Source organism: Eggerthella sinensis, assembly GCF_003339815.1.
Lineage (GTDB): Bacteria > Actinomycetota > Coriobacteriia > Coriobacteriales > Eggerthellaceae > Eggerthella > Eggerthella sinensis.
Window position 1 is genome coordinate 38,034 of record NZ_PPTT01000017.1, and the last position, 26,299, is coordinate 64,332.

The 26,299-nt window shown below is 66.5% G+C and carries 21 protein-coding genes; 8 read left to right on the top strand and 13 right to left on the bottom strand.

Going from position 1 to position 26,299, the window contains the following annotated elements:
• Window positions 1–133: 133 nt before the first annotated feature.
• The 5 genes from nrfD to C1876_RS10495 form a co-directional block, all read right to left on the bottom strand.
• Window positions 134–1,027, bottom strand: a complete 894-nt coding sequence (nrfD, locus tag C1876_RS10475; RefSeq protein ID WP_114546677.1) for an NrfD/PsrC family molybdoenzyme membrane anchor subunit — start codon at window positions 1,025–1,027, stop codon at window positions 134–136.
• 6 nt (window positions 1,028–1,033) lie between these two features.
• Window positions 1,034–1,576 (bottom strand): 4Fe-4S dicluster domain-containing protein, encoded by a 543-nt coding sequence (locus C1876_RS10480; RefSeq protein ID WP_114546678.1) that lies wholly within the window; start codon window positions 1,574–1,576, stop codon window positions 1,034–1,036.
• Window positions 1,576–3,777: a molybdopterin-containing oxidoreductase family protein gene (locus C1876_RS10485; RefSeq protein WP_114546679.1), complete on the bottom strand. Its 2,202-nt coding sequence runs from the start codon at window positions 3,775–3,777 to the stop codon at window positions 1,576–1,578. Before C1876_RS10485 ends, C1876_RS10480 begins: the two co-directional genes overlap by 1 nt.
• A gap of 14 nt (window positions 3,778–3,791) precedes the next feature.
• A complete protein-coding gene (locus C1876_RS10490; RefSeq protein ID WP_114546680.1) occupies window positions 3,792–4,532 on the bottom strand; it encodes a molecular chaperone TorD family protein in 741 nt (246 codons plus the stop codon).
• Between the two features lie 82 nt (window positions 4,533–4,614).
• The gene (locus C1876_RS10495) at window positions 4,615–5,367 is read right to left on the bottom strand and encodes a ferredoxin-like protein (protein WP_114546681.1); all 753 of its coding nucleotides are present in this window, start codon (window positions 5,365–5,367) and stop codon (window positions 4,615–4,617) included.
• Between the two features lie 368 nt (window positions 5,368–5,735).
• Between C1876_RS10495 and C1876_RS10500 the strand changes: the two genes are divergently transcribed.
• Window positions 5,736–7,865, top strand: coding sequence for an aldehyde ferredoxin oxidoreductase (locus C1876_RS10500; protein WP_114546682.1), 2,130 nt, complete (start codon window positions 5,736–5,738; stop codon window positions 7,863–7,865).
• Window positions 7,866–8,011: 146 nt separating this feature from the next.
• Here C1876_RS10500 and C1876_RS10505 read toward each other — a convergent pair whose 3' ends face one another.
• A complete protein-coding gene (locus tag C1876_RS10505) occupies window positions 8,012–8,605 on the bottom strand; it encodes an iron-sulfur cluster assembly scaffold protein (protein ID WP_114546683.1) in 594 nt (197 codons plus the stop codon).
• Window positions 8,606–8,643: 38 nt separating this feature from the next.
• The gene (locus C1876_RS10510; protein WP_114546684.1) at window positions 8,644–9,609 is read right to left on the bottom strand and encodes a YdhW C-terminal domain-containing protein; all 966 of its coding nucleotides are present in this window, start codon (window positions 9,607–9,609) and stop codon (window positions 8,644–8,646) included.
• Between the two features lie 222 nt (window positions 9,610–9,831).
• Between C1876_RS10510 and C1876_RS10515 the strand changes: the two genes are divergently transcribed.
• From C1876_RS10515 to C1876_RS10525, 3 genes are all read left to right on the top strand, one after another.
• Entirely contained in the window at window positions 9,832–11,307 is a 1,476-nt protein-coding gene (locus C1876_RS10515; RefSeq protein ID WP_244910111.1) for a helix-turn-helix transcriptional regulator, read from the top strand.
• An 80-nt stretch (window positions 11,308–11,387) separates the two neighbouring features.
• Window positions 11,388–12,632: a 4Fe-4S binding protein gene (locus tag C1876_RS10520; protein ID WP_114546686.1), complete on the top strand. Its 1,245-nt coding sequence runs from the start codon at window positions 11,388–11,390 to the stop codon at window positions 12,630–12,632.
• A 28-nt stretch (window positions 12,633–12,660) separates the two neighbouring features.
• Window positions 12,661–13,701, top strand: coding sequence for a threonine aldolase family protein (locus tag C1876_RS10525; protein ID WP_114546687.1), 1,041 nt, complete (start codon window positions 12,661–12,663; stop codon window positions 13,699–13,701).
• 155 nt (window positions 13,702–13,856) lie between these two features.
• Here the strand turns inward: C1876_RS10525 and C1876_RS10530 are convergent, their stop codons facing one another.
• Window positions 13,857–15,035 carry a pyridoxal phosphate-dependent aminotransferase gene (locus C1876_RS10530; RefSeq protein ID WP_114546688.1) on the bottom strand — a complete coding sequence of 393 codons (1,179 nt, stop codon included), beginning with the start codon at window positions 15,033–15,035 and terminating at the stop codon, window positions 13,857–13,859.
• Window positions 15,036–15,226: 191 nt separating this feature from the next.
• On the opposite strand from C1876_RS10530, the gene C1876_RS10535 reads away from it, so the two are divergent.
• Window positions 15,227–15,658: a DUF2871 domain-containing protein gene (locus C1876_RS10535; protein WP_114546689.1), complete on the top strand. Its 432-nt coding sequence runs from the start codon at window positions 15,227–15,229 to the stop codon at window positions 15,656–15,658.
• Between the two features lie 34 nt (window positions 15,659–15,692).
• Here the strand turns inward: C1876_RS10535 and C1876_RS10540 are convergent, their stop codons facing one another.
• Entirely contained in the window at window positions 15,693–17,450 is a 1,758-nt protein-coding gene (locus C1876_RS10540; RefSeq protein WP_114546690.1) for an FAD-dependent oxidoreductase, read from the bottom strand.
• Window positions 17,451–17,667: 217 nt separating this feature from the next.
• Between C1876_RS10540 and C1876_RS10545 the strand changes: the two genes are divergently transcribed.
• Entirely contained in the window at window positions 17,668–19,383 is a 1,716-nt protein-coding gene (locus C1876_RS10545) for a helix-turn-helix transcriptional regulator (protein WP_114546691.1), read from the top strand.
• Here the strand turns inward: C1876_RS10545 and C1876_RS10550 are convergent.
• Window positions 19,380–20,810, bottom strand: coding sequence for a helix-turn-helix domain-containing protein (locus C1876_RS10550; RefSeq protein ID WP_114546692.1), 1,431 nt, complete (start codon window positions 20,808–20,810; stop codon window positions 19,380–19,382). The genes C1876_RS10545 and C1876_RS10550 overlap by 4 nt on opposite strands.
• A gap of 244 nt (window positions 20,811–21,054) precedes the next feature.
• On the opposite strand from C1876_RS10550, the gene C1876_RS10555 reads away from it, so the two are divergent.
• Window positions 21,055–22,836, top strand: a complete 1,782-nt coding sequence (locus tag C1876_RS10555; RefSeq protein ID WP_114546714.1) for an FAD-dependent oxidoreductase — start codon at window positions 21,055–21,057, stop codon at window positions 22,834–22,836.
• A gap of 111 nt (window positions 22,837–22,947) precedes the next feature.
• Here C1876_RS10555 and C1876_RS10560 read toward each other — a convergent pair whose 3' ends face one another.
• Window positions 22,948–23,313 (bottom strand): winged helix-turn-helix transcriptional regulator, encoded by a 366-nt coding sequence (locus C1876_RS10560; protein WP_114546693.1) that lies wholly within the window; start codon window positions 23,311–23,313, stop codon window positions 22,948–22,950.
• 124 nt (window positions 23,314–23,437) lie between these two features.
• On the opposite strand from C1876_RS10560, the gene C1876_RS10565 reads away from it, so the two are divergent.
• Window positions 23,438–23,962: a nitroreductase family protein gene (locus C1876_RS10565; protein WP_114546694.1), complete on the top strand. Its 525-nt coding sequence runs from the start codon at window positions 23,438–23,440 to the stop codon at window positions 23,960–23,962.
• 62 nt (window positions 23,963–24,024) lie between these two features.
• Here C1876_RS10565 and C1876_RS10570 read toward each other — a convergent pair whose 3' ends face one another.
• Window positions 24,025–25,383 (bottom strand): glycoside hydrolase family 30 protein, encoded by a 1,359-nt coding sequence (locus C1876_RS10570; protein WP_114546695.1) that lies wholly within the window; start codon window positions 25,381–25,383, stop codon window positions 24,025–24,027.
• An 11-nt stretch (window positions 25,384–25,394) separates the two neighbouring features.
• Entirely contained in the window at window positions 25,395–26,138 is a 744-nt protein-coding gene (locus C1876_RS10575; protein ID WP_227112285.1) for a GTP pyrophosphokinase, read from the bottom strand.
• Between the last annotated feature and the right edge of the window lie 161 nt (window positions 26,139–26,299).

Genomic DNA, 26,299 nt, shown 5'->3' on the forward strand with positions numbered 1-26,299 from the left:
AAAAAGCAACATTTGGGGAGAAGGGAGGGAGGAGTGCGGGGACAAGGGGAGCCGCGAGCCCGCCCGCCCCCATAAACACGCGAGGGCCTCTGCAAACGCGGAGGCCCTCGTTACGCGCTTACGGCACCGCCCCCTACAGCATGGGCACCACCATGGTGAGCGGCAGCGCGGCCACCACCACGAGGTAGCGCAGCAGGAAGCCGCCCACGAGCACGCCGGCGTCGGACGCGGCGCTGATCCAGTGGGCCTTGCGGCTTTCCTCGAACTCCTTCGGGCTGAAGAACAGCAGCCACGTCTCGAGCGCCGTCGGCAGCACGAGGCCGACGGCCACGAAGCCGATCCAGAACAGCGGCGCGTGCTGGCCCACCAGCAGGGACATCACCGAGTTCCAGCCGGCGGTCGAGTTCGTGCACGTGACGAACATGAGCGCGGCGACCAGCACGAGCTCGATGACGGGCAGGCAGAAGTGGAACTTCTTGAGCACGCCCACGCGGTTGAACTCGTCGGCATGCTTGAAGATGCCGACGAGCAGCACCGACGCCGCGCCGGTGGACACCGCCGACACGAGGAACAGGATGGGCAGCAGCGCGTTGTTCCACAGCGGGAACGTCTTGCACACGCCCAGCAGGGCGCCGGTGTACATGGCCACGGCCACGCCGAACGCCACGCCGAGGACGTCGAGCCACACCGGCACGCGCTTCTTCATGAAGTCGAGCGCCACCACGACGAGCGAGATCACGGTGAAGCCGCCGAGGAACACGACGCCCCAGGTCATGACCGACCCGAAGTTCGTGAGCAGCAGCGCGAAGCGCAGCGGGTTCATGAGGCCCGCCTTGGCGTCGAACATCAGCAGGCACAGGCCCACGATCACGACGATGGGCGCGATAAGGTGCCCGATCCTGCGCATCGACACGGCCTCGGGATGCCGCCAACCCAGGAAGGCCGAGGTCACGAACGCGCCGCCGCCGAGACCGGCGAGGAACAGGTACCATGCGATGATGGCGCCCCAAATAGGTTCAAACGTCATCGTTCATCACCTCACGTAGAATACTTTTGCTTTGGTCAGGTCGCCCGCGATGGGCTGGGCGTTGGTCGCGACGATCTCCCGGGAGACGTCGCTGTCCGGGTCGTCGAGGTCGCCGAACATGCGCGCGCCCGTCAGGCAGGCCTCCACGCACGAGCACATCTTCGTGCCCGTCTCCTCCGCCGACACCGTGCAGAAGCGGCACTTGTCGACGGCGCCCGTCTCGACGTTGCGCACGCGCACCTGGTACGGGCACGCCGCCATGCAGTACAAACAGCCGATGCAGCGGCCGTGGTCCACGCCCACGATGCCGTCCGCGCCGACGAAGGCGGCGCCGGTCGGGCACACCGACACGCACGGGGCGTCCTCGCAGTGCATGCACTGCAAAGGCACGGTCTCCACCCGCACGTTCGGGTACGCGCCGATCTCGCGCTCCTCGTAGCGGATGAAGTCCTCGGTGGGCAGCAGGTCGTTCTGGCGCTGGCAGGCCACGCGGCACGCGTAGCAGCCGATGCACTTCTTCGTATTGATGAGCATTCCGTAGCGAGCCATTACGCACCAACCTTCTTGATGTTGACGACCGTCTCCTGCGTGCAGGCCGCACCGTAGCCGGGCTCCATGCGGAAGGGCACGTAGTCCATCTGGCGCAGGCCCACGTCGTAGGCGGTGTGCTGGTCGGGCGACGAGCAGCCGTAGTGGCTGGGCATGTACAGCGCGGTCGGGTTGATGCGCTGCGTCACCTTGCACCGCACGCGGCCCGTGTGCTCGTTGTTCGTCACCTCGACCTCGTCGCCGTCGGCGATGCCCATGCGGGCGGCCACGTCGGCGTTCAGCCACACGCGGGTCAGGTCGTAGTCCTTCGTGATCTGCATGAGGTCCTCGACGTTGGCGGTCTGGGTGTGGCTGTGGATGGCCTGCTTGCCGCCGATGAGGCGCAGCTCGTCGCCCATGGGCATGACGGCCGGCTCCACCCACACCGGGCACCTCGACAGCCCCGCCTGCTCGCACGCGTCGCTTGCGAACTGCACCTTCTCGGTGGGCGTCTTCCACTTCGGCGCCTTGCCGTAGGAGAACTCCTTGTCGGGGAAGCTCGCCGTGCCCGTCCGCTTGAGCGTGTCGAGCGACAGGCCCACGGTCTTGAGCTGCGCGTCGGCCAGCTCGTCGACGCCGAACCGGAAGTACTCGCCCACGCCGCACGCCTCGGCCAGCTCGGAGAATATCTGGTCCACCGGGCGCGTGTTGGGATGCACCTTCTCCAGCACCTGGTCGCGCAGAGCCACGGCCGGCACCATGCCGCCGATGAACTCCGGCAGCTCGAGGCGCTCCAGGTAGGAGGTGTCGGGCAGCACGTAGTCGGCCAGCATCGCCGTCTCGGACATCTGCACGTCCACCACCACCATGAGGTCGAGGTTCGACAGCGCGTCGGCCAGGTACGCCGTGTTCGAGTAGCCGGCGGCCATGTTGGACTGGTAGAAGAACATGCCCTTGACGTCGCCCTTCTTGGCCTGCTCGGCCGCGAAGAGGTTCGTGCCCATGCTGGACAGCGCCAGCGGGTACTCCTCGGAGCCCGCGATCTTGCCCTCGGGCTTCGGCACGCCGGGGAACTTCTCCTTGTCCACGTCGCCCGCGGACACGCCGGACGTGAACAGGGCGCCGCCCTTCTGGTTCCAGCAGCCCAGAAGCGTGTTGAACAGGCAGATGGCGCGCGCCGTCTCGCCCGAGTTCGCGTACGAGCAGCCGAACGCTCCGCGCCAGCTGGGCTCGATGGACGCCGCCGGGGCGGCCTCGGCGAACTCCACGGCGAGGCGGGCGATGGTGGCCGCCGGGATGCCCGTGACCTTCTCGGCCCACTCCGGGGTGTACTCGGGCAGCACGGCCGCCCACTCCTCGAAGCCCGCGCCGTTCTCGGCGACGTACTCCTTGTCGTACAGCCCGCGCGCGACCAGCACGTTGGACATGGCCAGCACGAGCGCCAGGTCGGTGCCGGGGTTGATGGGCACCCACTCGTCGGCGAACGTGATGGAGTTGTTGCAGCGCGGGTCCACCAGCACGATGTGCGCGCCCCTCTCGTGCGCGCGCTGCAGCTCGCGCACCGAGCTCGGGCGGATGGCGTCGGCGTAGCTGCGGCCGATGAACATCGTCATCTTCGAGTTCTCCACGTCCGACGCGTAGCTGCTCGCGCCGATGGCCTGGGTGAAGCCGCTCTCCTTGGACAGGTTGCAGGCGGCGCCGTGCGTGTAGACGTTCGCCGAGCCCAGCGCGTTCATGAAGCGCTTGGTGTAGTACTTGCCCGACGGGCGCGGGTCCTGCACCATGGCCAGGGCCTGCGGGCCCCTCTCGGCGACGATGGCCTTCACCTTGTCGGCGATCTCGCCGTACGCCTGCTCCCAGGAGACGGCCTCGAACTCGCCCTCGTCGTTCTTCTTCAAGGGGTCCGTCAGGCGGTCCTTCGAGTAGGCGATCTGCGAGTAGCCGTAGCCGCGGGCGCAGAGCTTGCCCTGGGCGTAGGGATGGTCGGCGTCGCCGATGAGCTTCGTCAGGCGCCCGTCGACGACGTACGCCGTGAAACCGCATTTGCTCGAGCAGGCGTTGCACAGCGAATGGACGGTCTTGGTTTCTCCACTTTCGACCGTGTCATCAGCGTGCGCCTGCTCCCAAGCGTCGAAGCTCACGTAGCCGGCCGCCGCCGTGAGCGCGACCGCTCCGGCGCTGCCAGCCAGGAAGCTCCGCCTGGTTATAGCGTGTTCTGACATAGCTTCTTCCTCTCTTATATGCATGCGTGCGAACGATCGCGTCCGGCACGCGCGTATGCGTCCTTCTCCCGCTTCCCGCCCTCGGCCCCGGGCGCCGGCGCCAGACGCGCCCGCACTCCCAGCAGCACGTCGACGAGCCCTATGTAGAACCGGGCGTCGTCGGCGAGCTCGAGCAGCCGCATGCGGTAGGCGGTCAGCCACGAGAAGCGCTCCGCCGTGAACCGGCGGGCCTCCTCCCGCATTCCCGACCGCAGCATGACGGCGACCAGGTCGAGCTCGAGCGCCAGGTGGTCGGCGCACGCCGCGAACTCCGGCGGCACCTCCATGCCCATGCGCTCCACGAGATCGCGCATGTAGCGCGCCGAATCCCCCTGGTACATGCCCTCGGCCTTGGAGAACGGCGACGGCAGCGCCCCGTTGGACCACGGCGCGTACAGCGACTCCACCGGCACCGCCGACGCCGGCAGCCCTCCCGTGAAGTGGCGCGCGGCGAACAGCCGCTTCTCGTCGCAGGTCGGCGGCGCGAACAGCGCCTTCACCTCGCCGGCGGACAGGAACTCCTGGAGCGGGCAGCGGACGCGCGCACGCGCCATGGGGCTCTCGGGCGCGCCGAACGCGCCGTCGTCCTGCAGGCCGCGCCGGGCGGCGTCCAGGAAGTCCGACCACAAGGGCCCTTCCGCGAGTTGCCGCCACTCGTCCTTCGCGACGGGCGCGAAGCACATGGACAGCACCGTGAACATCTCGTCGTACTCCATCACCGCTCGATCCTCCTTCCGCGCGTCTCCTGCGCGGCTCCGGCGCAGCCGGGCCGCGGCCGGGCATGGCCGGCGGCCACGCTTACGCCTGCACGAGGGTCGTCGTCCTCACGACGCCCTGGTCGATGACCTTCTGCGCGATGTCTTCCCAGTCGATGAACTTGATGGCGCCGTTCGGGCACTGCTCGGCGCAGCGGCCGCAGCTGATGCACTTCGTGGAGACGCCGGTCTCGCTGTCCACGCGCGGCATGTTCCACGGGCACGCCTGCGAGCACATGCCGCAGCCGATGCACTTCTCCGCGTCCACCGTGCGCGCGCCGGACTCCTCGTCGGCGCGGATGGCGTGGACGGGGCAGTAGTTCATGCACGCAGGGTCGGCGCACTGCTTGCAGTGCTCGACGGTGAACTCGCAGTTGTCGTAGATGCCGTCCAACGTGTCGGCGCTCGCGCCGAAGTTGTAGTTCGGCCACACGCGCACGCGGGCGATGTGCTGGCACACGCGGCCGTCGTTCTTCAGCGTGCACATCATCTCGCAGCGCTGGCAGCCCGAGCAGCGGGCGCGGTCGGTCACGATCATCTTGGCGGGCGTCGTGCGGATCTCGATGCGCCCCGAGGCGATCGAGGCCGACGTGACGCCCCACGACGCCAGCACGCCGCCGACCGCGAGGCCGGCGACGCCGCAGCCGGCCATGGCCAGCACCGTGCGGCGCGTGAACGTCTTCGTCTTGGGCTCCCCCTCGGGCCCGGCGCTCTGGGGCGCGGGCGCGGCTTCCGGCGCGGCGGCCGGGATGCTCCGGTCCTCGGAGGTGTTCTGGTTCAGATTGGAATCTGACATAGCCTGGTGCTCCCTCCCTCACAAAGGTGCGGTGAGTGTCGTTTTCCTCGTCCCGTCGTCGCTGCTTCGCCTTCGCGAACTCCTCTATACGCTCGCGGTGCGACGGCGGTTGCACTCGATTTCTTGCCCTCCACGGTCTCACACAACGTCTGACAGTATGGTCGCACGTCGAAAACGGCCCTCCCCTCTTTGAGGGACTTTTAGCCGCTGATCGGCGACTTTCGCAAATTACCCTCAAAGAGGGGATACCCTGATCTTCCTCATCGGCATACTGGCGAGCGACGAATGTTGTCAGCACTCGTTGTCTCCTTCCAGGTTCTCACACAACACCGAACCTCAGTAATCTATCCAAGATTTGGAGATGCAACATGGCTGACGAAACATCGTATGGATGGGCCGGTAAGATCCTCCGCGTCAATCTGAGCACGGGCTCGATCACGACGCAGCCGACCGACCCTTACAAGGAGTACATCGGCGGCATGGGCTTGGCCAACAAGATCATGTACGACGAGGTGCCCGCCGGCACCGATCCCTTCTCCCCTGAGAACAAGATCATCTTCGCCGTCGGTCCTCTGACGGCTTCCGGCGCGCCCCTGGCCGGGCGCACCACCATCTGCTCGCTGTCCACGTTCACGAAGGACCACCTCGTGGTGGACGCCCACTGCGGCGGCATGATCGGCGCCAAGATCAAGCTGGCCGGCTACGACGCCGTCGTGCTGGAAGGCGTGTCGGACAAGCCCGTGTACCTGAACATCGTCGACGACAAGGTGGAGATCAAGGACGCCGGCTTCGTGTGGGGCATGGGCACCCGCGAGGCCACCGAGATGCTGTGCCGCAAGGAAGGCGTCGAGGCGTGCGTGGCCACCATCGGCCCCGCCGGCGAGAACCTGCTTCCCTACGCATGCATCATCAACTCGCGCAACCACTCCGCCGGCGCCGGCGCGGGCTCGGTTCTGGGCTCGAAGAACGTCAAAGCGCTCGTGGTGCAGGGCAACGGCAGCGTGAATGTGAAGGACCCGCAGGCCGTGGCCGACCTGTCCGACTACATGCTGCGCGAAGTCATCGGCTCCAACAACAACCACGTGGTGCCGCAGACGCAGCAGGAGTGGGCCGAGTTCTACGACAAGGGCTCCCGTTGGTCCGCGCGCAGCGGCCTGACCTGGGGCATGGCCGAGGGCGAACCCATCGATGTGGGCGAGCCGAAGCCGGGCGAGCTGAACACCGTGGGCTATCGCTGCATGAAGTCGGTGTACGACCTGGGCGAAGTTGCCGAGAAGTACACCATCAAGATGGACGGCTGCCACGGCTGCCCCATCCACTGCTACTCCGACCTGCGCACCGAGCGCACGGGCGAGCTGGGCGGCAAGGCCACGTCGGGCAACACCTGCGCGGCGAACTTCCCGTTCAAGTACATGGAGGGCATCCTCAAGACGGGCATCGCCGAAGACAGCGAGTCCGGCATCGTATGGAACACGCTCATCGGCACCACCATCGACGAGCTGGGCTTATGGTGCAACTACGCGCAGCTGTGGCGCGACCTGGCGCACTGCATCAAGGCCGGCGTGTTCGACCGCGTGCTGCCCGAAGAGGAGAAGGCGAAGTACGATTGGCAGCGCATCTACAACGACGACCCCACTATTATGGTGGAGCTGCTGAACGACATCGCGCAGAACGACTCCGAGATTTCCCACATCGCCTACGGCCCGTACCATTGGACCGAGCGCTGGGACGACAAGGGCTGGTTCGATCAGCAGCCCAGCCAGCTCATCAACTACCGCGGCTGGCCCGTGCACCACGCCATCGAGTGCTTCGGCCAGGTGGGCGGCGTGTACAACATGATGTTCAACCGCGACGACATGATCCACTCCGCCGTGAACTTCCAGGGCTGCGGCCTGCCCTTCGAGCTGAAGCAGGAGATCGCCGAGGAGGTGTGGGGCGGCAAGGACGCCATCGACCAGAACAAGAACTACACCCCCATGAACGAGCACAAGGCGAACTTCGCCTGGTGGAGCCTCGTCACCGACGTGCTGCACGACTCGCTCACGCTGTGCAACTGGACGTGGCCGATGACCATGAGCCCGACGAAGGCCCGCAACTACCGCGGCGACCTCGACCTCGAGGCCAAGTTCTTCAAGGCCGTCACCGGCGAGGACGTGACCACCGACGACCTGTACACGGCCGGCGCCAAGATCATGACGCTGCAGCGCGCCAACACCGTGCGCGGCATGACGAAGGACGACGGCACCATGGGCGAGAACGACATGCGCAACGTCCATGACACGATGACCGCTTGGACCTTCGACATCGACCCGGATATCGAGGTGTTCACCGAAGGCACCATCAAGATGGATCGCGACGATTTCCAGACCGCGCTCGGCATGGTGTACGACACCTTCGGCTGGGATCACGAGAAGGGCTGCCCGACGGCCGCCTGCCTCGACCAGTACGGCATGGCCGACGTCAAGGAAGACCTCGACAGCCTGGGCTTGCTCCCGTAAGTCTCCCATTCGCGCGAGGCCGCACCCCCCCATCCCCTACGCGGCCCCGCACCTTCCAGCAGAACGCCCCCGCAGTTGCATCCGGGGGCGTTCTCGTTTTTTGGGCGACAGTGGGCGGCTCGGAGGCCGCCTTGCGGAGGCAGACTCTACGCTTCGGCCATCTTCAGGTCGATGCGGGTGGAGCGGAGGGAGCAGTGCTCGCAGATGATGCAGGGGACGCTCATGGAGTTGCAGGGGACGCGCTCGTCGAGCTGCGGCAGCGTGGCGCCCTGATGCACGAGGTAGTCGCCGACGAGGGCGCGGATGGCCTCGATGGCGAAGTGGAGCGTGTACACCTTGTCCACGGGCACGCCGTCGAGCGCAGTCTTCACGTCGTCGGTGGTAATGGCTAGCGCCTCGTCGAACGTCTTGCCCTCGAGCATGGAGCACACGACGCTTGCGCACCCCGTCACGGCCAGGCAGCCGCGCGCCTTGAAGCCCGCGCGTACGAACGTCTCGGTGTCGGGGTCGACGACGGCGAACAGGCGCAACGCCACCTCGCCGCGCTTCGACTTGCCCACCATGCTCTGGGCGTTGAAGCCTTCGGGGGCGCCGCCGTTGCGGAAGTTCGCCACCACGGCCAGCAGCGTGTCGGAGTAGCCGGTCACGCCGTCTTCGATCTCGGTTTGGTACACGTCCGCCGTGCGCAGCACGTGGCGGTCTTTCACCTCGCGGTATACGTTGCGCGCTTCGTCTTCCATGGAATCCCCTTTCGTGCGCCGCGCGGGCGCGATAGCGTTTACAGGAACATGTCGCGCTCGACGGAGTTCCACTCCGCGAGCGAGGCCGCGTACGCGGGCGTCAGATAGTTGGTTGAGAAGTAGTACACGTCGCCGTTCGAGGCAGTGAGTGTATCGAGGTCGGGGTAGGCGCCGCTGTCGCGCACCGTCTGCCACAACTCGTCGATTTCCTCAGCCGACAGCTTGAAAGGCTCGTTCGTGAGTGACGATGCTTCCATGGGACGCGGGTACTTCCGGGACTCGTCGCGCACGCACTCGACGAAGGTGAGCACCCGGTCGTCCTCGCGGGCGAGGAAGGCCCAGCGCGCGTAGGCGTCGGTCATGCGGTCGGTGGAGTACAGGTAGTAGCTGTGCTTGCCGACGAGGGTCACGATGTCGTCGCAGGGAAGCTCTGCGCTGTCGCTGCGCTCAGGATGACAGTTGGGGAAATCGTCTTCGACGCTCCGCTCAGGCTGGGGCTCCTCGGCAGGCTCCTGCTCTTCTGACTCCTCGGCCCGGAACATGCGCGGGACGCCCACCGTGCGCGTGGCGGTGCGGATGGGAGCAGCGGGCTGCGCGGCTGCGGCGGCCTCGGCGCGTTCGGCTGCGCGGTCCTCCAGGTACTCGTAGACGAACATCTCCCAATCGTCGGCCGTGAAATGCTCCGGCACCAAACCGGCCTCGAGCCAATCCGCCGGCGAAACGAGCGTGGCCTCAGCCGAATGCGCCCGCACGTCATCGAACACCGCCGCAAGAAACAGGCGCTCGACGTCTTCGGGGCTCAAGGACGCCTCACCACGCGCCTCGTCAGCACTGGCGTCGGCCGCCACTTCGGCCACGTGATCCCACGCGGGCAGAGCCACCGGCGCGGCTTCGGCGTCGAGCTCCGTCGGCGCTTCAAGCCCGAGCGCCTCCAAGTCCTCCCCTTGCTCGGCCATCGCGCGGAGCACCTCGTCGCGAATTCGCTGAGTCTCTTCATCAACCATTAGTCAGCTCCTTTACCATGCGCTGGTTTCCGTATGGTATGATGGCCCACGGCGTTCGCCCCGCATACCCTCTTTCAGGATAAATCGAGGTGATTGGAGCGCGCCTGCGTCAACTACGTACCAAGCACGGGAGGGAGTGCACGGTTGGCCGCACGTTCTACAACAGTCAGGGAGCCGGAAGGCGCCGAGCAGAGCATTCCCTATAGCGGTTTGAAGGGAACGATGCGACGCTACGCACCGCTTTGGCCGCTCATCCTGGGCCTGGCCTTCGGGCGCGCAGGCCTCATCGTCGCAAGCTACGGCAGCTACACGAGCACCGACGAGGGCATCCTCACCGATGGCGCCATGCTGGTTGCGCTGTCCGTGCTGGCGTTGTTCTTCCTCGTGATCGTCGGGCGCAAGCGCACCATCAGCAAGCATGTCACGAACGTCGTCATGCGCGTGTGCGTGGCGTTGGAAGCGTTCGTCCTCATCACATTGGCCGCGTTCGACATCCTGGACACGGGCGCGCCGCTCGTGCGATTCGCGCTGAGCTCGCTGTGCACCCTCGTATCGTCGGGCGCCATCTACTACTGGATGCGACGCGCCCGAGGTACCACCACGACGGCCGCCGCCGTGTTCGTGTTCGCCGCGCTCATCGTGAGCGAAGTGGAAATCTACCTGTGCACATTGCTGCCGGTGTTCGCGGGAAACCTGGCGGCCGCCGTGCTCGTGTTGCTGCAGTACCCGTGCATGCTGTGGGCGCGCAAGCAGCGCCAGCCGCACGACATCATCTCGCCCACCATGGCGAACGATTACTTCGGCTTCTCCAAAACCATGCTGCAAAGCAAGCAGTTCCTCACCGCAACCGCCGTGGGCATCGGCTTTCTGTCGGTGGTCATCGGCCTGCTGCGCGGCTACCCTGACGGCGCGTCCATCGCGTTCACGCCCGCAACGCGCGCGGCATACGGGCTGCTCACTATCGGCATCAGCGCGGCGCTCATCGGGTTGGTGCTGAAGGGCAAGCAGCACGTGATGACCGTGGGCATTTTCGTGATCATGGAACTGCTGGCCTGCTTCGCGCTCATCGCCTACGCGGCGTTTCCCGACATGTTGTATCTCGGGGCGGTGTTCACCACCACGCTGAACGCGCTCATGGTGGGATTCACCTGGTACATCATCATCGCGTTCATGAGCTACGGTTGGCGCGACCCGTATTACTACGCCATCGCGGGCTGGCTGGTGTGGCTGGGATGCCGCGCCATCGCGCGCATCGCGCTGCTGGGATCGTACGAGGTGTACGCGAACGACATGCTGATGTGCGCCGTCATGGGCGCGATGATTGTCATATCGACGCAGGTGGTGTTCGTGCAATTCCTCAACATCACGCGGCGCACGAACGAGGAGCAGGAAGAGCAGAGCGCGCACCGTCAGAGCATGCTGAAAATCATGGGACTCGACGAACACGAGAACCTGGCAAGCGTGCGGCAGGCATCGATGCAGCACAACGCCGAGGAGATGGGCAAGCAGTTCCTCCTGTCCGAGCGCGAGATCGAGGTCATGGCGCTGTATGCGCTGGGCTATACGCAGAAGCGCGTGGCCGAAGAGCTGTACATCACGCAGGGTACGGCGCACGCGCACATCAAGCGCATCTACGCTAAAACCGGCTTGCACTCCCGTCAGGAGATCCTCGACTACCTGCAGCAGTACGCGTCGTAAAATAGGGAGATGCCGCGTGCCCGCACGACGAGGCGCAACGGTACGCAACGACGAGACGAGAAGAAACGCCGGGGGACGGGATGCCGAATCTCATCGACATAGCGCAGCGCTTCGCCGAACAGCCGGCGGTTGCGCTGCTGCACGAAGAACGCTGCCTGATGGAGCGCGATTTGCACGCGTCGTGCACACGCTGCGCGGACGTCTGCCCCGTCGACGCCATCGTCGTCGGGATGGAGCGTGGCGAAGCGGTGGCACCGGCGGCCGACTACGGCTCCGTGACGAAGGACGGCCCCGCCGGTCCGCGCATCGACGACGAGACGTGCGTGCGCTGCGGGCGCTGCGTGACGGCGTGCCCGACGGGTGCGCTGCTGGCCGTGGCGCCGCTCGACGACGATACGCTGCTCGATGCGGCAGCGTGCGCGGGTGCGGCGGCGAGCGCGCGGGCGGCGGCATCGGGCGCAGGCGAGGCGCGTGCGGACGCGGACGGCGGCGCGGCGGCGGTCGCGCGGGCGGCGGAAGCCTCGGCTGTTGCGGGATTCGCCTGCGAGCAGGCCGTGCGCGCAGGTCGCATCGACGCCGAGCGCACCGTGACGCTGCCGTGCCTGGCCTGGGTTGACGAAGCGCTCATCGTGCACATGGCGTGCGCGGGCGCGCAGCGCATCGCGCTGCTGACGGCGCCGTGCGCCGCCTGCGAGCACGCCGCCGCCGTGGCCGATCTCCCCTCCATGGCGCACGAGGCTCAGCGCATACTCGACACCTGGGGATTCGCCTGCGAAGCGTACACCGTCGATACGATTGAGGACGTGGCGGCATCGGAGGACGAAGAGGCCGCCGGCGAGGTGTCGCGACGCGGGCTGTTCGCGCAGGCGCGCTCGGCGCTGGTGGACGCGGCAACCGACGCGGCCGCCGCGCAGGTTGAAGCACTCGCAGGCAAGCGTGCGGCCGACGCGCCGCCGCCCGAGCCCGACCGCCGCCGCTGGCAGCTGCTCGACGACCTGCATGCCGCGGGCCTTCCCGCCGACGACGCGACGGTGCCGCGCACGTTGGCGCCGCGCGTGGACATCGACGTCGAACGCTGCTCGGGATGCGCCCTGTGCGCCGAGTTCTGCCCGACGCAGGCGCTGCGCAAGGTGGGCAAGGTGCGCGGCGGCCGCACGCTGCTCGAATTCGACGCCGCGCTCTGCCGCGACTGCGCCACCTGCACGGACACCTGCCGCTACGAGGCCGTTTCCCGCTCGGAAACGCTCACCGTGCGCGAGCTGTTCGCGCTCGACCCGCACGAGATACTCATCCCCAAGCGCCGCGTGCTTCCCAGCCGCCGCTAACCGAACCCAGAAAGGAACCGACACCACGATGCTCCACTTCGATAGCGACTACATGGAGGGCGCCCATCCGGCCATCCTCGAACGCATGATGTCCACCAACTTCGACCAGACGCCCGGCTACGGCACCGACGAGGTGTGCGCCGCCGCGCGGGACCGCATTCGCGAAGCGTGCGCCTGCCCGGACGCCGCCGTGTACTTCCTCGTGGGAGGCACGCAGGCGAACGCGGCCGTGGCCGACCAGATTCTGCGTCCGTGGGAGGGCATCGTGTCGGCTACGACCGGGCACATCACCGCGCACGAGGCCGGCGCCGTGGAGGCCTGCGGGCGCAAGACGCTGCCGCTGCCGCACGTTGACGGCAAGCTGGTGGCCGCCGACGTGCGCGCGCTGTGCGAGACGTACTGGGGCGACGAAAACCGCGAGCACATCGTGGCGCCGGGCGCCGTGTACATCTCGCACCCCACCGAGTACGGCACCGTCTACTCGTTGGCCGAGCTCGAAGCGCTTGCACAGGCGTGCCGCGACTTCGACATGCGCCTGTTCATGGACGGCGCGCGCCTGGGCTACGGCCTGGCCGCCGTGGGCACCGACGTCACGCTGGCCGACATCGCGCGGCTGTGCGACGCGTTCTACATCGGCGGCACGAAGGTGGGCGCCTTCTGCGGCGAAGCCGTCGTGTTCACGAAGCCGGGGCTGGACGACCACTTCTTCACGCTCATGAAGAAGCGCGGGGCGCTGCTGGCGAAGGGGCGCTTCCTCGGGCTGCAGTTCGACGTGCTGTTCGGACGCGAGGAAGACGGCAGGCTACGCTACGAGAACGTCGGCCGCCATGCGGTTGAGCTCGCGCAGCGCATTGCCGAGGGCTTCCACGCGAAGGGCTACGAGCTGGCCATCGATTCGCCGACGAACCAGCAGTTCGTCGTGCTGGATGACGAAACGAAGGAGCGCCTCGCACGCGACGCATCGTTCGGCTTCTGGGAGCGCACGCCCGACGGCCGCACCGTCGTCCGCTTCGCCACCAGCTGGGCCACCCGCCCCGAAAGCGTAGACAAGCTGCTGGGGTTGCTGTAGCGGCCGGCATGAAGCCGGGACGGCCGACCGGCCGACCGGCGCGTCGCCGCAGGAATGTTTCACGTGAAACATTCGTTCGCACCGCACCACACAAAAAGCGCCCCGCGGGTTGGACCTGGCGGGGCGCTTTTGCGTGCGGGCGAATCGTGGTCTCGCTAGCGGTATTCCTCCATGAGCTGCTTGAAGGCGGGCATCGAGCGCTCGATGGTTTCGCGCGGGATGCAGTAGCTCACGCGCACCCAGCCCGGCACGCCGAAGCTGTCGGACGGCACGAGCAACAGCTCGTGCGCCTTCGCGCGATCGCTGAACGCCTGCGCGTCCGGCTCGAGCGCGCGCACCCACAGGTAGAACGCGCCCTGCGGCTCCACGAACTCGTAGCCCAGCGCGCCGAGCCCCTCCGTCAGCAGCGTGCAGTTCGCGGCGTAGGCCTCCACGTCGCTCGGCTCGTCGATGCAGCGTTCGATGACGCGCTGAAACAAGGCCGGCGCGCAGATGAATCCCAGCGCGCGACCGGCGCCGGCAACCGCCGCCGATACCTCGGAGGCGTCGTCCATGAGGTCGGACACGTACAGGTACCCGATGCGCTCGCCCGGCAGCGACAACGACTTCGAATACGAGTAGCACACGATGGTGCGCGGGTACACGCACGGCACGTAGGGCACTTCGGCACCGTAGGTGATCTCGCGATACGGCTCGTCGCTGATCACGTACAGCTTGCGGCCGAGCTCGGCCTCCTTGCGCTCGAGCAACGCCGCGAGCGCCTCGAGGTTGTCGCGGGAGTACACCGCGCCCACCGGGTTGTTCGGCGAGTTGATAATGACGGCGCTCGTCTTACGCCCGATGGCCGCGTCGAGCGCTTCGATATCAAGCTGGAAATCGGGCACATGGGCGGGCACTTCCACGCAGGTGCAGCCGGCCGACTCGATGAACACCTTGTACTCCGGGAAGTACGGGGAAATGACGATGACGTCGTCGCCCGGCTGGGAGATGGCCGCAATGGAGATGGCCAGGCCCGCCGCGGCGCCGGCCGTGAGGTACACGTTGCCCGGCGTTGCGTCCACGCCGTAGCAGCGGCGGATGTGGTCGGCCACCGTCGCGCGCACGCGCGGGTCGCCCGAGGCGGGCGTGTAGCCGTGCAGCTCGGTGGGCGGCTCCTCCATGAGGTCGAGCACCGCCTGCTTCACCGCATCGGGAGCGGGTACGCTGGGATTGCCGATGCTGAAATCGAACACGTTCTCGTCGCCGATTTCCGCTTTGCGGGCCATGCCGTACGCGAACAGCTCGCGAATGGCCGACGGCTCGCTTCCCAGCTTGTACATCCTCTCGTTCACCATGCACACCACGTCCTCATCTGATTGCCCCGCTCTACCGTTGATTTCGACGAAAAACAGAGTAGCACAATCGTATACGCGCGAGGATTGCCCGCCGAGAAGCGGCACATGATGACGATTTAGTAACCTATGCGCCCAACGCACCGCAAGCGCTCATAATGAACACCGTTCATGTATTTCGTTGGGAGGTTCCTATGAAGAAGCTTATCAATACCGCGCTGGTGTACCTGCTTGTAGGTGCCGCGGCGGGCGTGTTCTTCCGCGAGTTCACGAAGTTCTCGCAGTTCGACGGGGCGACGACGCTCGGGTTCATGCACCCGCACCTGCTGGTGCTCGGGTTCGTCGTGTTCCTGATTGCCACGCTGTTCGCCCTGCAGGACGACTTCACCACCGACAAGCTGTTCGCGCCGTTCTACATCGTGTACAACGTTGGCATCGTGATCACCGTGGGCATGATGTTGGTGCGCGGCGTGACGGAAGTGACGGGCACGCTGCTGCCCCTTCCCGACGCGGCGCTTTCGGGCATCTCAGGCATCGGCCACATCATGGTGGGCGTCGGCCTCGTGCTGCTGGTCATCATGTTCAAGCGCATCGTCGACCGCAAGGCCGCCGTGGCGCGCGCCTAGCGCGCACCACGGAGCCCGGGGAGGGAGGACGAGGCTAGGACGCGGCGACGCGGCCGGCCAGGCGGCCGAACGACATGGCCATGGAGTGGCTCGCGCCCGCAACGGTCACGGGGTAGTCCACCAGGAAGCGGCCGCCCATCGTGTTGCCGGCCACGAACAGGCCCGGCACCGGGTTCTTCTCGGCGTCGAGCGCGCGGCACTCGGCGTCGCAGTCGATGCCGCCGATGAGCACGAGCATGCCCGAGTCGCCGAACGGCGCCACGTAGTACGGCGGGTTCTCGATGGGGAACAGACGCGTGGACACCTTCGAGAAGTCCGTGTCCTTGCCGGCATGCGCCAGCTCGTTGTAGCGCTCGATGGTTTCCTTCAGCGTGTCGGCCGGAATCTGCACGGCCTTCGCCAGCTCGTCGATGGAGTCGGCCTCGATGATGGAGCCCGCTTCGATCTCGCCGGCGAAGTACGTGTCAGAGGCGTACCCGGCGGCGAAGTGGTTGATGGCGTGCTCGTATTCGGCCTCCTGCTCGGGCGGGATGTAGTGCGTCACGCCGCCGAAGCACTGCGGCATCGCCGATAGCTGCTCCTTCCACTTGCTGTCGAAGATCTGGTAGGCCACGCCGCCCTTCTGACGCTTGATGGCGTTCTGCAGCTCCTGCGCTCCCACGTCTTCGTTGGCGAAGCGCTTGCCGTCCTGGTTCACCATGAGGTACGGGTCGATGCCGATGGAGTTCGTCCCCAGGCTGTGCGTCATGGGGGCGTACGGGCCGTCCTCCATGACCGCGCCGGCCCACATCGCCATCTTGTGGCCGTCGCCCGTGTTCACAGGCTTGCCGCTCTTGTCCATGCTGCTGAAGAAGCAACCGTACTTCGTGGCCTGCGGCGCGTAGTACGTCAGCATCTCGGTGTCGCTCGACATGTCGCCGCACGACAGCACCACGCCCTTCTTCGCGTTGACGCGGATGATGTTGCCGTCCTCGTCGGACGCGTACACGCCCACCACCTTGTCGCCTTCCTTGATGAGCTGCTCGCCCTTGAGGTTGAAGCGCGCCTCGGCGCCGGCCTTCTGCGCCGCCTCGAGCGTGCCATGCATAGCCCATCCGTGATCGGGCAGGAGGTGCACCATGCCGGGGAAGCAGGGGTAGTTCTCTTCGCGCCAGTTGTAGTTCTCGTTTGCCGGGCAGCGCTCGGGAAACACGTAGGGCTTCTCGGGATCGGTGGGCGTGTCGTGATCGCTCGTCAGCAGCTCGTGCTCGGCCGAGCCGATGTACCAATCCAAGTCCGGACCGGAGTTGCCAATCCAGTAGTTCAGCAGCTGCGCGTTCGGGCGGTTGCCCATCACCTTCATCAGCTCGTTGACCACTTCCTGCGTCTCGGGCTGCTCGATGCCCAGCTGCTTGTGAATCTCGCTGCCGAAGGTACCGAACTCGCCGGAGCGGTACCCCACGTCGGGGCCCTTGTCGAAGCCGAACACCTTGGCGCCCTGCTCGGCGGCCTCGCGCAGCGCGCACACGCCGGCCAAGCCGAGGCCCACCACGCACACGTCGGTGTCCACGGTCTCGGTGACCTTCGACTCGTCGATGGCCGCAGGCGGGTTCAAAAACGACGGCGTGAACTCGGTGGGATTGCCACCGGCCGCCCCTCCGGCCGACGTCGCGCCGGCATCGCCCGCGGCGGCATTGGCAGCGTCGCTCTTCGCAGCGGGCGCGCACCCGGCCAGTCCGGCGGCTCCTGCGGCTACGGCCGCGGTTGCACCCAGACCGAGAAACGAGCGGCGCGTGAGCTTCTGTTCTTTCATGAAGATCCCCTTCCCTCTTGTCGGTTTCAAACAACGGGGCCCAGCATAGAAGACAGCCCGCGAACGCGCGTCACCCGGAGCCGCCAAGGCCCGTTTTTCTGTCACCCGAAACGGCCAAAATGATGGGAGCGGCGCCGCTCAACCGGTATGATGGAGGCGAGGGCGCACCATCCGCAGGGAAGGCGGAACGGTTCGGGGCACGGAGGGAAGGTCGAACATGGCGAAGCGCGCAGCATACTACGCGGGATACGCGTTTCTCCTGCTGGCCGATATCCTGAGCTACCATGCGACCACCGCATTCGCCAGCGTGCCCCAGTTCGATGGAGACCTGTACGGCACGGTGCTCATCGCCGTGCATCTGGCGGTGTTCGTCGTGGTCACCGTTCGCGCGCGCAACGCCCGGCGCGAACCGCTCGGGCCGAAGGCCGCCGTCGTGGCCGCCGTGGTGCTGTGCCTGGGATTCGCCTTCGTGCTGGGCGGCTCCCATACGGGGGTGCAGCCCGTGTTCGCGGCGGGCGCGGTGCTCATCGGCGTCGGACAGGCGCTGCTCAGCCTGCTGTGGCTGTCGGCGCTGCCGTCGTTCTCCTACCGCACGAGCTACCTGTTTCTGCTGGGCAGCCACGCGGGCGCCACCGCGCTGTGCGCGCTCGTGCTGCTGTGCCCGGAAACGTGGTACATCCCCATCACCGTGGCGTCGTTCCTCGTGTCGTGCGCCTGCGCCACCCGGCTGCGCACCACGCGCCCACTCGAGCGCACGTTCGCCAGCCAGGTTGCCGACATCGTGCCGCTCCTGGGCAAGGGCGTGCTGGCCGTGGGACTGTTCGCGCTGCTCAGCGGTTTCGTGACCAACGTCTCGGGGCAGGCCGACGTCGATCCCACCCAGATGCAGTACCTCGTGCTGGGCATTTCCGCCTGCGTCCTGGTCATCATGTCCGTGCCCGCGCTGCTGTACCATCAGCCGTTCAAGCTGGAGGGCAGCTACCGCGTGGCCCTGCCGCTGTCGGCGCTGGGACTGCTCGTGCTGCCCGGTCTCATCGAGAGCATCCCGCCCGCCATCGCCGGCACGCTGGCCACGACGGGCTACATGATGTGCGGCATCGTGCTCGCCTGCACCATCGCCGAAGTGGGGAAAGCCGCGCGCATCCCCGTGATGCCGCTGTACGCGGCAAGCGACACGGTGTCGCTGCTGTGCCTGCTGGCCGGGTCGGAAGCGGGCCTGCTGAGCCGCGTGTACCTGCCGGGCACGAACGCCGGATTCGCCCTCATCGGGCTGGGAACGCTGTACCTGGTCATGCTGGGGGCCTCGTGGCTTTTGGGGCGCGAGCGCATTCCGCGCGGCATCGACGCCGGCGCAGGGTCGCCCGCGGCGGCGCATCCGGAGGCACCGCCGAGCGAGGAGGCCGCGGAGGGCGACGACGCACCGCCGACGGCACGCGCGCAGGTGCCGGAGCGAGCGACGGCGGGAGGCGGCGGCGCATCCGAGCTGGATCGCGCGGCCGCTGCCTACGGGTTGAGCGAGCTGGAAACCACCATCTTCAAGCAGCTGTTGGAGGGTCGCACCATCGCGCGCATCGCGCAGGACCTGTACCTGTCGTCGAGCGCCGTGAAATACCACGCGCAGAAAATCTACCGCTCCTGCAACGTGCACACGCGCTCGGAGCTTTCAGCCCTCATGCGCCCGCCGCTGCCGGTGCCCGCTCCCGCACGCGCAAACCCGTGCGCGCGCCTTGCCGCCGCTCACGGGCTCACCGACCGCGAGAGCCAGACGCTCGAGCTGCTCGCGCGCGGAGCCACCGTCGCGGCCATCGCGAGCGCGCTCGACGTGTCGGAGAACACCGTGAAAACCTACGCGAAGCGGGTGTACAAGAAGCTCGACGTGCACTCCAAGCAGGACATCATCGACCTCTGCCGCGAAGAAGCGGGCACCTGCTAGCGCGCCTCTTCCAGCTTCTGCATGAGCTCGGCGCGGTTGTGGACGTCGCATTTCTCGTAGATATGGCGCACGTGCGTCTTCACCGTGGCCGGCGAGATGACGAACTTCTCCTGGATGTACTTCGACCCGTGACCCGTCACCCACAGCGCGAACACCTCTTTCTCGCGCGGCGACAGCTGGTACGTTTCCGCCAAGGCGGCGATGCGCGCATCCACGTCGGAGGCCGCCGGCACAATGCGTTCGAGCTCCGCCGGCGTGGGGCTTTCGAAGGCGAACGTCGTGTCGCGGTCGGCGAACGTGAAGCCGGCCGACACCGCCAGCACGAACACGGCCACCACGGCGAACAGCACCACGTCGCCGATGAGCGCGAACGCCACCACCTCGCCCGCCACGATGCCGAGGTGCACCGCCAGGCGCCCCACCGCGAACACAAGCAGCGCCGAGAAGTGCGTCGTGCGTGCGATTTCCACGAGCAGCGCCCAGGTGAGCACTTCGAACAGCACCGAGCTGAGCGACGCCATGAAGAACACCATGGTGGCGTTGTCGTGCCCCACAAGCGCGATGAGCACGAATGCGAGCGCCCACACCGACATGGCGATGCGGTACAGCACGCCCAGGTTGAGGCTCGTGCGCGACACGAACACCCCGTACACGAAGAAGATGAGCGCCGCCAGCGCGATGGTGCCCGTCATGAGCGCCGGGTTGGAGAACACGTCGGGCGCGATGTCGCCGAAGTACACGCGCAGCCCGCCGTACGCGAACAGCGCGGCGATAAGCCCCACGAGCACGCGCCACGACAATGCCGTGCGCACGAGGTCGCGTATCTCGGTGCGCGCCCGCTGACGGCCGCGCGCGTCGGGCACGGGTTCGGCACGCCAATCGCGCAGGCTGGCCACCACGGTAAGGGCAGCCGCAAGGGGCAGGAGCGACACCGCCACGGGGGTGAGCATCGGCCCCGCCAGCGACACGACGCCATAGAGCACGGCCGCCCCGAAAAACGTCATGGACGTGTACAGCACCGCGCGGCGCGCATCGAGGTCGCGGTACGCCACGCCCCACGCCAACACGATGGGAGAGCACGCGAATCCCGTGGCCAGCGCACCCGTCACCACCAGCGCGGGCGATGCGATGAACAGGGGCGACGAGTACAGGAAGGTGGACAGCGCCGCACCTGCGCCGCACGTCACCAGCACGACGCGCACGCGCCTCGCCTTCCAGCCCATCACCGAACGCCAGCACAGCGCGCACACGATGAACGCGATCATCGCGGTGGCCGACGAAGCCACGTGCACGAGCGAGATGGCCCGCCCGCTGCCGCCTACGATGTCGAGGGAGTTGAAGGACAGGAACACCCAGGCCCAGTAGAAACTGAGGCCGGCGTAGCGCAGGGTGAACTCACGGCTCGTAGCCGCAAACGAGGTTCCCAACGACCCTCCTCCCTTCCGACGGATTCGCCGCCCGTTCTTCGATCGAGGAAACTTCCGCTATTGTACCGGACTTTTCCGGACGATGCGCAACCTCGGCACGGTATCAACCCTTTGGGTCGATATCACCTCAACGTGCGCGAATCAACCTTTTGGGTCGGCGGCAAAACGCGGGCCGCACCGTAGAGTGACCTCAGCGCCAACCGAGGGACGGCGCTTGGAAACGAAGATCGAAAGGGAGGATGACATGACTGCATCATTCAGCGAACGAGGGTTCTCACGCCGCGCCTTTTTGGGCCTCGGCGCCACCGCGGCCGTAGCGGCCGGCGCGGGCCTGGCCGGCTGCTCGCCGCAAGCCAGCGGCGACGCCTCGAGCAAGAGCACGGCCAGCGCAAGCGCGGCCACCGGCACCGCAAGCGCCGGCGCCGGCACGCCCAGCTTCCTCACCGCGCCCGACGCCATCGCCGAGAGCGACATCAAGGAAACCATCGAGGCCGACATCGTCATCGTGGGCGCAGGCTTCTCCGGCATCAGCGCGGCGCGCTCGGCCGTCGAGAACGGCGCGAAGAACATCGTGGTGGTGGAGAAGGCCAAGACCTGGCAGTACCGCTCGAACCAGGTGGGCTGCATCGGCGGCAAAATCCAGGAAGACCTGGGCATCGACATCGACAAGAACGCCGTGGTGGGCCAGATCATGAAGGAGTGCGGCTACCGTCCCAACCAGCGCATCCTCAAGCTCTGGGCCGACAACTCCGGCGAAGCGTTCGACTGGTACCTGGCCGCGAGCGAGGGCCAGTACGTGGTGGAGGCCGAGTCCGACGCCTACGACGGCGAGAGCATGAGCGTGCGCAAGATGCACTGGCCGCACCCCGCCGAGGCCAACGTGGCCGAGGACTTCTACCCCATCTTCGACGACTGCCAGATCTGCCTGCCCGACAACGGCCCCTACATCCAGAACATGGTGGACATCTGCGAAGAGGCCGGCGTGCAGTTCATGTACTCCACGTTCGCCCGCCAGCTCGTGCGCCCCAACAACACGGGCCGCGTGGAAGGCGTCATCGTCGAGGACGAGAACGGCGACTACAAGAAGATCACCGCGAGCAAGGCCGTGCTGCTGGCGTCGGGCGACTACGCTTCGAACACCGAGATGATGAGCTACTACGTGCCGTGGTCCGACCGCTTCATGAGCATCTTCCCGAACACCGACGCAAAGGGCGAGAAGACGAACACGGGCGACGGGCAGCAGATGGGCATGTGGATTGGCGCGAAGATGGAGGACGGCCCGCACGCTCCCATGACGCACCACCTGGGCGGTCCTCTGGGCATGGACGCGTTTTTGCTGGTGGACGTCAACGGCGACCGCTTCATGAACGAGGATGTGGGAGGCCAGCCCTTCCAGAACCAGCTGTCGCGCCTGCCGAAGAAAACCGCGTGGCAGATCTTTGACAGCAAGTGGAAAGACCAGATCAAGTACATGGACACCGGCCACGGCAACGTGAACTGGTACGTCGAGTCGGGCTCCGAGGTGCCGAACGGCTCCTACGGCAAGAACGCCTACATCTCCGAAGAGGACAACGAGGACGGCAACACGCCCGGTTTCACGAGCTACTTCGAGGGCGACAAGGCCGTGGGCGTCACCGCAAACTCCATCGCCGAGCTGGCGAAGCTCATGGAGGTTGACGAGGCCGCGCTCACCGCGACCATCGAGCGCTACAACGAGCTGGCCGCCGCCGGCAACGACGAGGACTTCGGCAAGCGCGCCGACCGCATGTTCCCCATCGAGGAAGGGCCCTTCTACGCCTACCCGCTCACCGACACGGTGATCCTCGTGAACATGGGCGGCCTGCAAACCGACGTGGACTTCAACGTGCTGGACACCGAGGACGAAACCATCGAGGGCCTGTACGCCGTGGGCAACACGCAGGGCGGCCGCTTCCTCGTGGACTACCCGCTGCCTGCGCCCGGCATCAGCCACGGCATGGCGCTGACGCACGGCATGCTGGTGGGCCGCATTCTGGCGAAGCTGTAAGTCGCGCCGCACCGCAACAACCAACCCGCGTCCGCCGGCGCTCCCCTCCCTCCGCGCCGGCGGACTTATCGAAACGAAACGGCCGCCCCTCTCCCCGGGCGGCCGTTTCGTTTAGCGGCATAGATGCTCTTCGCCCCAGATGCCCATCTCGTAGAACACCGGGAACAGCGCTTCGCCCATCTCGGTGAGCGCGTATTCCACGTGCGGCGGAATCTCGTTGAACTGCGTGCGCGAGACGATGCCCAGCTCCTCCAAATCGCGCAGGGCCGACGTGAGCACTGTGCTCGTGATGGGATCGAGCGCCGCTTTGAGCTCGCCGAAGCGGTACGACGGCTTCTTGCACAGCTCGTACACCACCGGAAGACACCACTTCCCGCTGAGCGTTTCAAGCGTTTTCCGCACGGGGCAGGCGCCCGACATCTTGAGGTCGCTCTTGACCAACTCCATGTAGCGCTCGTATCCCATTTCCCTGATCATCGAGGCGCCCCCTCCTCTTGCCGGTACGCTTCACCGTACTTAGTTATTGATTTATCACTACTTGATTGTTTATTCATGGTTAGTATTATAAACGTAGTATAAGACAACGAGAAGGGATCGTGCCATGGAATTCCAAGAGGTTATCGCGCTGCGCCAATCGTGCCGCAGCTTCGCCGACCGACCCGTCACCGAGGAGCAACTCGCACGCGTGCTCGAGGCGGCGAACGCGGCACCGGTGGGCATGGGGCACTACGACGACGTGGCGCTGACGGTGGTGCAGGACGCGACGCTGCTGGCGAAGCTCGAGGAGCACGCGTTCGCGCAGCAGGAATGGATGGGGCCGCACCCGCTGTACGGCGCGGGCACCGTCGTCTGCATCAGCCATCAGGCCGACAACGAGGCGATGGGCTGGGCGAACGTCTCGTGCGTGGCCGAGAACATGCTGCTGGCGGCAACCGACGAGGGCCTGGGCAGCATCTACCTGATGGCGGTGCCCATGGCGGCGCGCTCGAGCGCCGAGCTGTGCGAAGCGCTGCACGTGCCGAACGGGTTCCTGCCCTTCGCCATGGTGGGCATCGGCACGCCGAGCGCCCCGCAGGAGGGTCGCGCGCTCACCACCGATCGCATCGCCTGCACGCGCGTCCGGTAGGCAGCACGCGAACGAATGTTTCACGTGAAACATTCGGTGGGGGCGCCCGGGGCGTACGGCACTCAGGATGCCGACGCCAGCTCGTCCCGGTCCCAGGTGAACGTGGCTATGGCGTGGGCGGGAACCTCGACGCGGGCGACGTGGGGGCGCTCGGCCACCTCGAACTGCGCCGCGCGATCGGTGCGATTGAGGGCCACGAGCACGCGTTGCCCGTCGGGGTTCACGAAGCCCGCGCACTCCATGGCGTCGTGGTAGCGCGACACGAGGAAGCGTCGGGCGCCGGGGCGCACGAACCGCGACACGTGACCGAGGTAGTAAAACGAGCGGTTCACCACAAGCTCTTCGGCATCGCGATCGTACATGAGCGGGGCCTCGCAGAAGTTGCCCACGTGGTTGGGGCCGCCGCGCTCGTCGAGCAGGAGGTTCCAATCGATGAAGCCCTGCGCGCCCGCGTTGAGGTGGCCGAGCAGGGCGTGAGCGTACTGCTCGGCCTTGCGTTCCTGGGTGGCCTCTTCGGCGCGGTCGCGCGAGTATTCCACGCATCCCTCCGTGAACAGGAGCTCTTTGTTGGGGTAGGCTTCGGCCACGGCCCGCACCTGCTCGAAGTGGTCGCCCGCGTACCAGTGAAACGCCACGCCGTCGAAGGCGGCCGCGTCGTCGGGATGGGCGAACACGGCTTCCACGCGGTCGAAGATCCGATCGGTGTTGTGATCCCACGCGAACAGCTTCACGTCGGCATGCCCCGCCGCATCGAGCGCCGGCCGCAGATACCGCGCGCCGAACGCGGCCTCCTCCTCGGGCGTGAACAGGCACGAGTCCCACGTTTGCCGCGCCATCGGCTCGTTCTGCACGCTCATGCGGCCCACGCGCACGCCCTCGTCCGCGTACGCGCTCACGTAACGCGCGAGCAGACGCGCCCACGTCTCGTAGTGCGAGCGGCGCAGATGGCCGCCGCCGTTCATCATACGGTTGCTCTTCATGAACGCCGGCGGGCTCCAAGGCGAGGCCAGCAGCTCGAGCGCGGGGTTCGCGGCCAGGCCGCACTGGATGAACGGGAGCAGCAGCCGCTTATCGCGCGCGAGCGAGAACGAGCGCAGCGACCGGTCGAGCGGCCGCACGTAGGCGTAGTTCCCCAGCGCGAAATCACAGCTTTGAATGTGGGTACGGCACAGCGAGTACGCGTTGCCGCCCGCCGCGGCATCGCCGAAGCATAGCGCGATGAACCGATCCTGCTCGGAAGGCGGCAGCTGCGCGAACACGTACGCGCCGGCCTCGGTGAACGCGCCGCCGAACCCGCTGATGCGCTGGTACGTGCGATCGGGGCGGCACACCACCAGCTGCATCTCCGCGCGCTCGTCGCGCCGGAAACCCACCTCGCTGCGGCGGAAGGCGCCGCGTTCGTCCGTGATCCACCCGCGCATGGCAACCTCCGCTAGTCGTCCGCCTCGAGTGCGCGGGCGAGAATCTGCATGCGCGCCTCGACGTCCTCGATGATGCGGCTACAGTCCTTCAGCTCGTCGTACGAGTCGATGCCCTGCACCTCGCTCACGGACTTGTACTTCAAATCGTGTTCCAGGCTGGCCCAGAAATCCATGGCGATGGTGCGCAGCTGCACCTCGACGGGAATGAGCTCCTTGTTGTCGAGGAAGTACACGGGAATGCGCACGATGACGTGCAGGCTGCGGTAGCCGTTCGGCTTCGGGTTGTAGATGTAGTCCTTGATCTCGACGATTTCCAGGTCGTCCTGCTTTTGCAACAGCTCGAGCAGGTTGTACACGTCGTGGATGTACGAGCAGATCACGCGCACGCCGGCCACGTCCATGATGTAGCGCTCAAGGTTCTCGAGCGTGGGTTCCTTGCCGTAGCGCTCCAGCTTCTCGAAGATGCTGGCCGGCTTCTTGATGCGCGATTCCACATGATGGATGGGATTGCGATGCTTCTTGAGGTTGAGGTCCTGGTCGAGAATTTCGAAGCGCACCATCATCTCGCGCATGGCGGCCTGGTACTTCTGGATGATCTCGCGGGTTTTCACCTCGGCGTCGCGCAGGCGCTGCAGGTCGTCGATGGGGCCGCGCAGGTCGTCGGTCAGACGGAAGGTGGGAAGCGGCTCGGCGATGCCGCGCTCTTGCTGCTTGGCTGCCGGCTTGGTGCTACGGTGTGCGTGCTCGTTTTTCACGGCGATCGCAACCTCCTGGCGTACATCTCGGGAGCAGTTCGGTGGACTCCCATGATAGACGAACCCGCACCCCGCGCGGCCCCCTCTACCCCGACTCAAGAGAATCCCTATGAACCCGCTGCGTTGCGACGCCCGAACGCTGTGCTAAGCTTGAACGTGGT

Bases quoted from the DNA above. Each gene is read 5' to 3' on its own strand.
- nrfD (WP_114546677.1), bottom strand. From the start codon at position 1,027: ATGACGTTTGAACCTATTTGGGGCGCCATCATCGCATGGTACCTGTTC.
- C1876_RS10480 (WP_114546678.1), bottom strand. From the start codon at position 1,576: ATGGCTCGCTACGGAATGCTCATCAATACGAAGAAGTGCATCGGCTGC.
- C1876_RS10485 (WP_114546679.1), bottom strand. From the start codon at position 3,777: ATGTCAGAACACGCTATAACCAGGCGGAGCTTCCTGGCTGGCAGCGCC.
- C1876_RS10490 (WP_114546680.1), bottom strand. From the start codon at position 4,532: ATGGAGTACGACGAGATGTTCACGGTGCTGTCCATGTGCTTCGCGCCC.
- C1876_RS10495 (WP_114546681.1), bottom strand. From the start codon at position 5,367: ATGTCAGATTCCAATCTGAACCAGAACACCTCCGAGGACCGGAGCATC.
- C1876_RS10500 (WP_114546682.1), top strand. From the start codon at position 5,736: ATGGCTGACGAAACATCGTATGGATGGGCCGGTAAGATCCTCCGCGTC.
- C1876_RS10505 (WP_114546683.1), bottom strand. From the start codon at position 8,605: ATGGAAGACGAAGCGCGCAACGTATACCGCGAGGTGAAAGACCGCCAC.
- C1876_RS10510 (WP_114546684.1), bottom strand. From the start codon at position 9,609: ATGGTTGATGAAGAGACTCAGCGAATTCGCGACGAGGTGCTCCGCGCG.
- C1876_RS10515 (WP_244910111.1), top strand. From the start codon at position 9,832: ATGCGACGCTACGCACCGCTTTGGCCGCTCATCCTGGGCCTGGCCTTC.
- C1876_RS10520 (WP_114546686.1), top strand. From the start codon at position 11,388: ATGCCGAATCTCATCGACATAGCGCAGCGCTTCGCCGAACAGCCGGCG.
- C1876_RS10525 (WP_114546687.1), top strand. From the start codon at position 12,661: ATGCTCCACTTCGATAGCGACTACATGGAGGGCGCCCATCCGGCCATC.
- C1876_RS10530 (WP_114546688.1), bottom strand. From the start codon at position 15,035: ATGGTGAACGAGAGGATGTACAAGCTGGGAAGCGAGCCGTCGGCCATT.
- C1876_RS10535 (WP_114546689.1), top strand. From the start codon at position 15,227: ATGAAGAAGCTTATCAATACCGCGCTGGTGTACCTGCTTGTAGGTGCC.
- C1876_RS10540 (WP_114546690.1), bottom strand. From the start codon at position 17,450: ATGAAAGAACAGAAGCTCACGCGCCGCTCGTTTCTCGGTCTGGGTGCA.
- C1876_RS10545 (WP_114546691.1), top strand. From the start codon at position 17,668: ATGGCGAAGCGCGCAGCATACTACGCGGGATACGCGTTTCTCCTGCTG.
- C1876_RS10555 (WP_114546714.1), top strand. From the start codon at position 21,055: ATGACTGCATCATTCAGCGAACGAGGGTTCTCACGCCGCGCCTTTTTG.
- C1876_RS10560 (WP_114546693.1), bottom strand. From the start codon at position 23,313: ATGATCAGGGAAATGGGATACGAGCGCTACATGGAGTTGGTCAAGAGC.
- C1876_RS10565 (WP_114546694.1), top strand. From the start codon at position 23,438: ATGGAATTCCAAGAGGTTATCGCGCTGCGCCAATCGTGCCGCAGCTTC.
- C1876_RS10570 (WP_114546695.1), bottom strand. From the start codon at position 25,383: ATGCGCGGGTGGATCACGGACGAACGCGGCGCCTTCCGCCGCAGCGAG.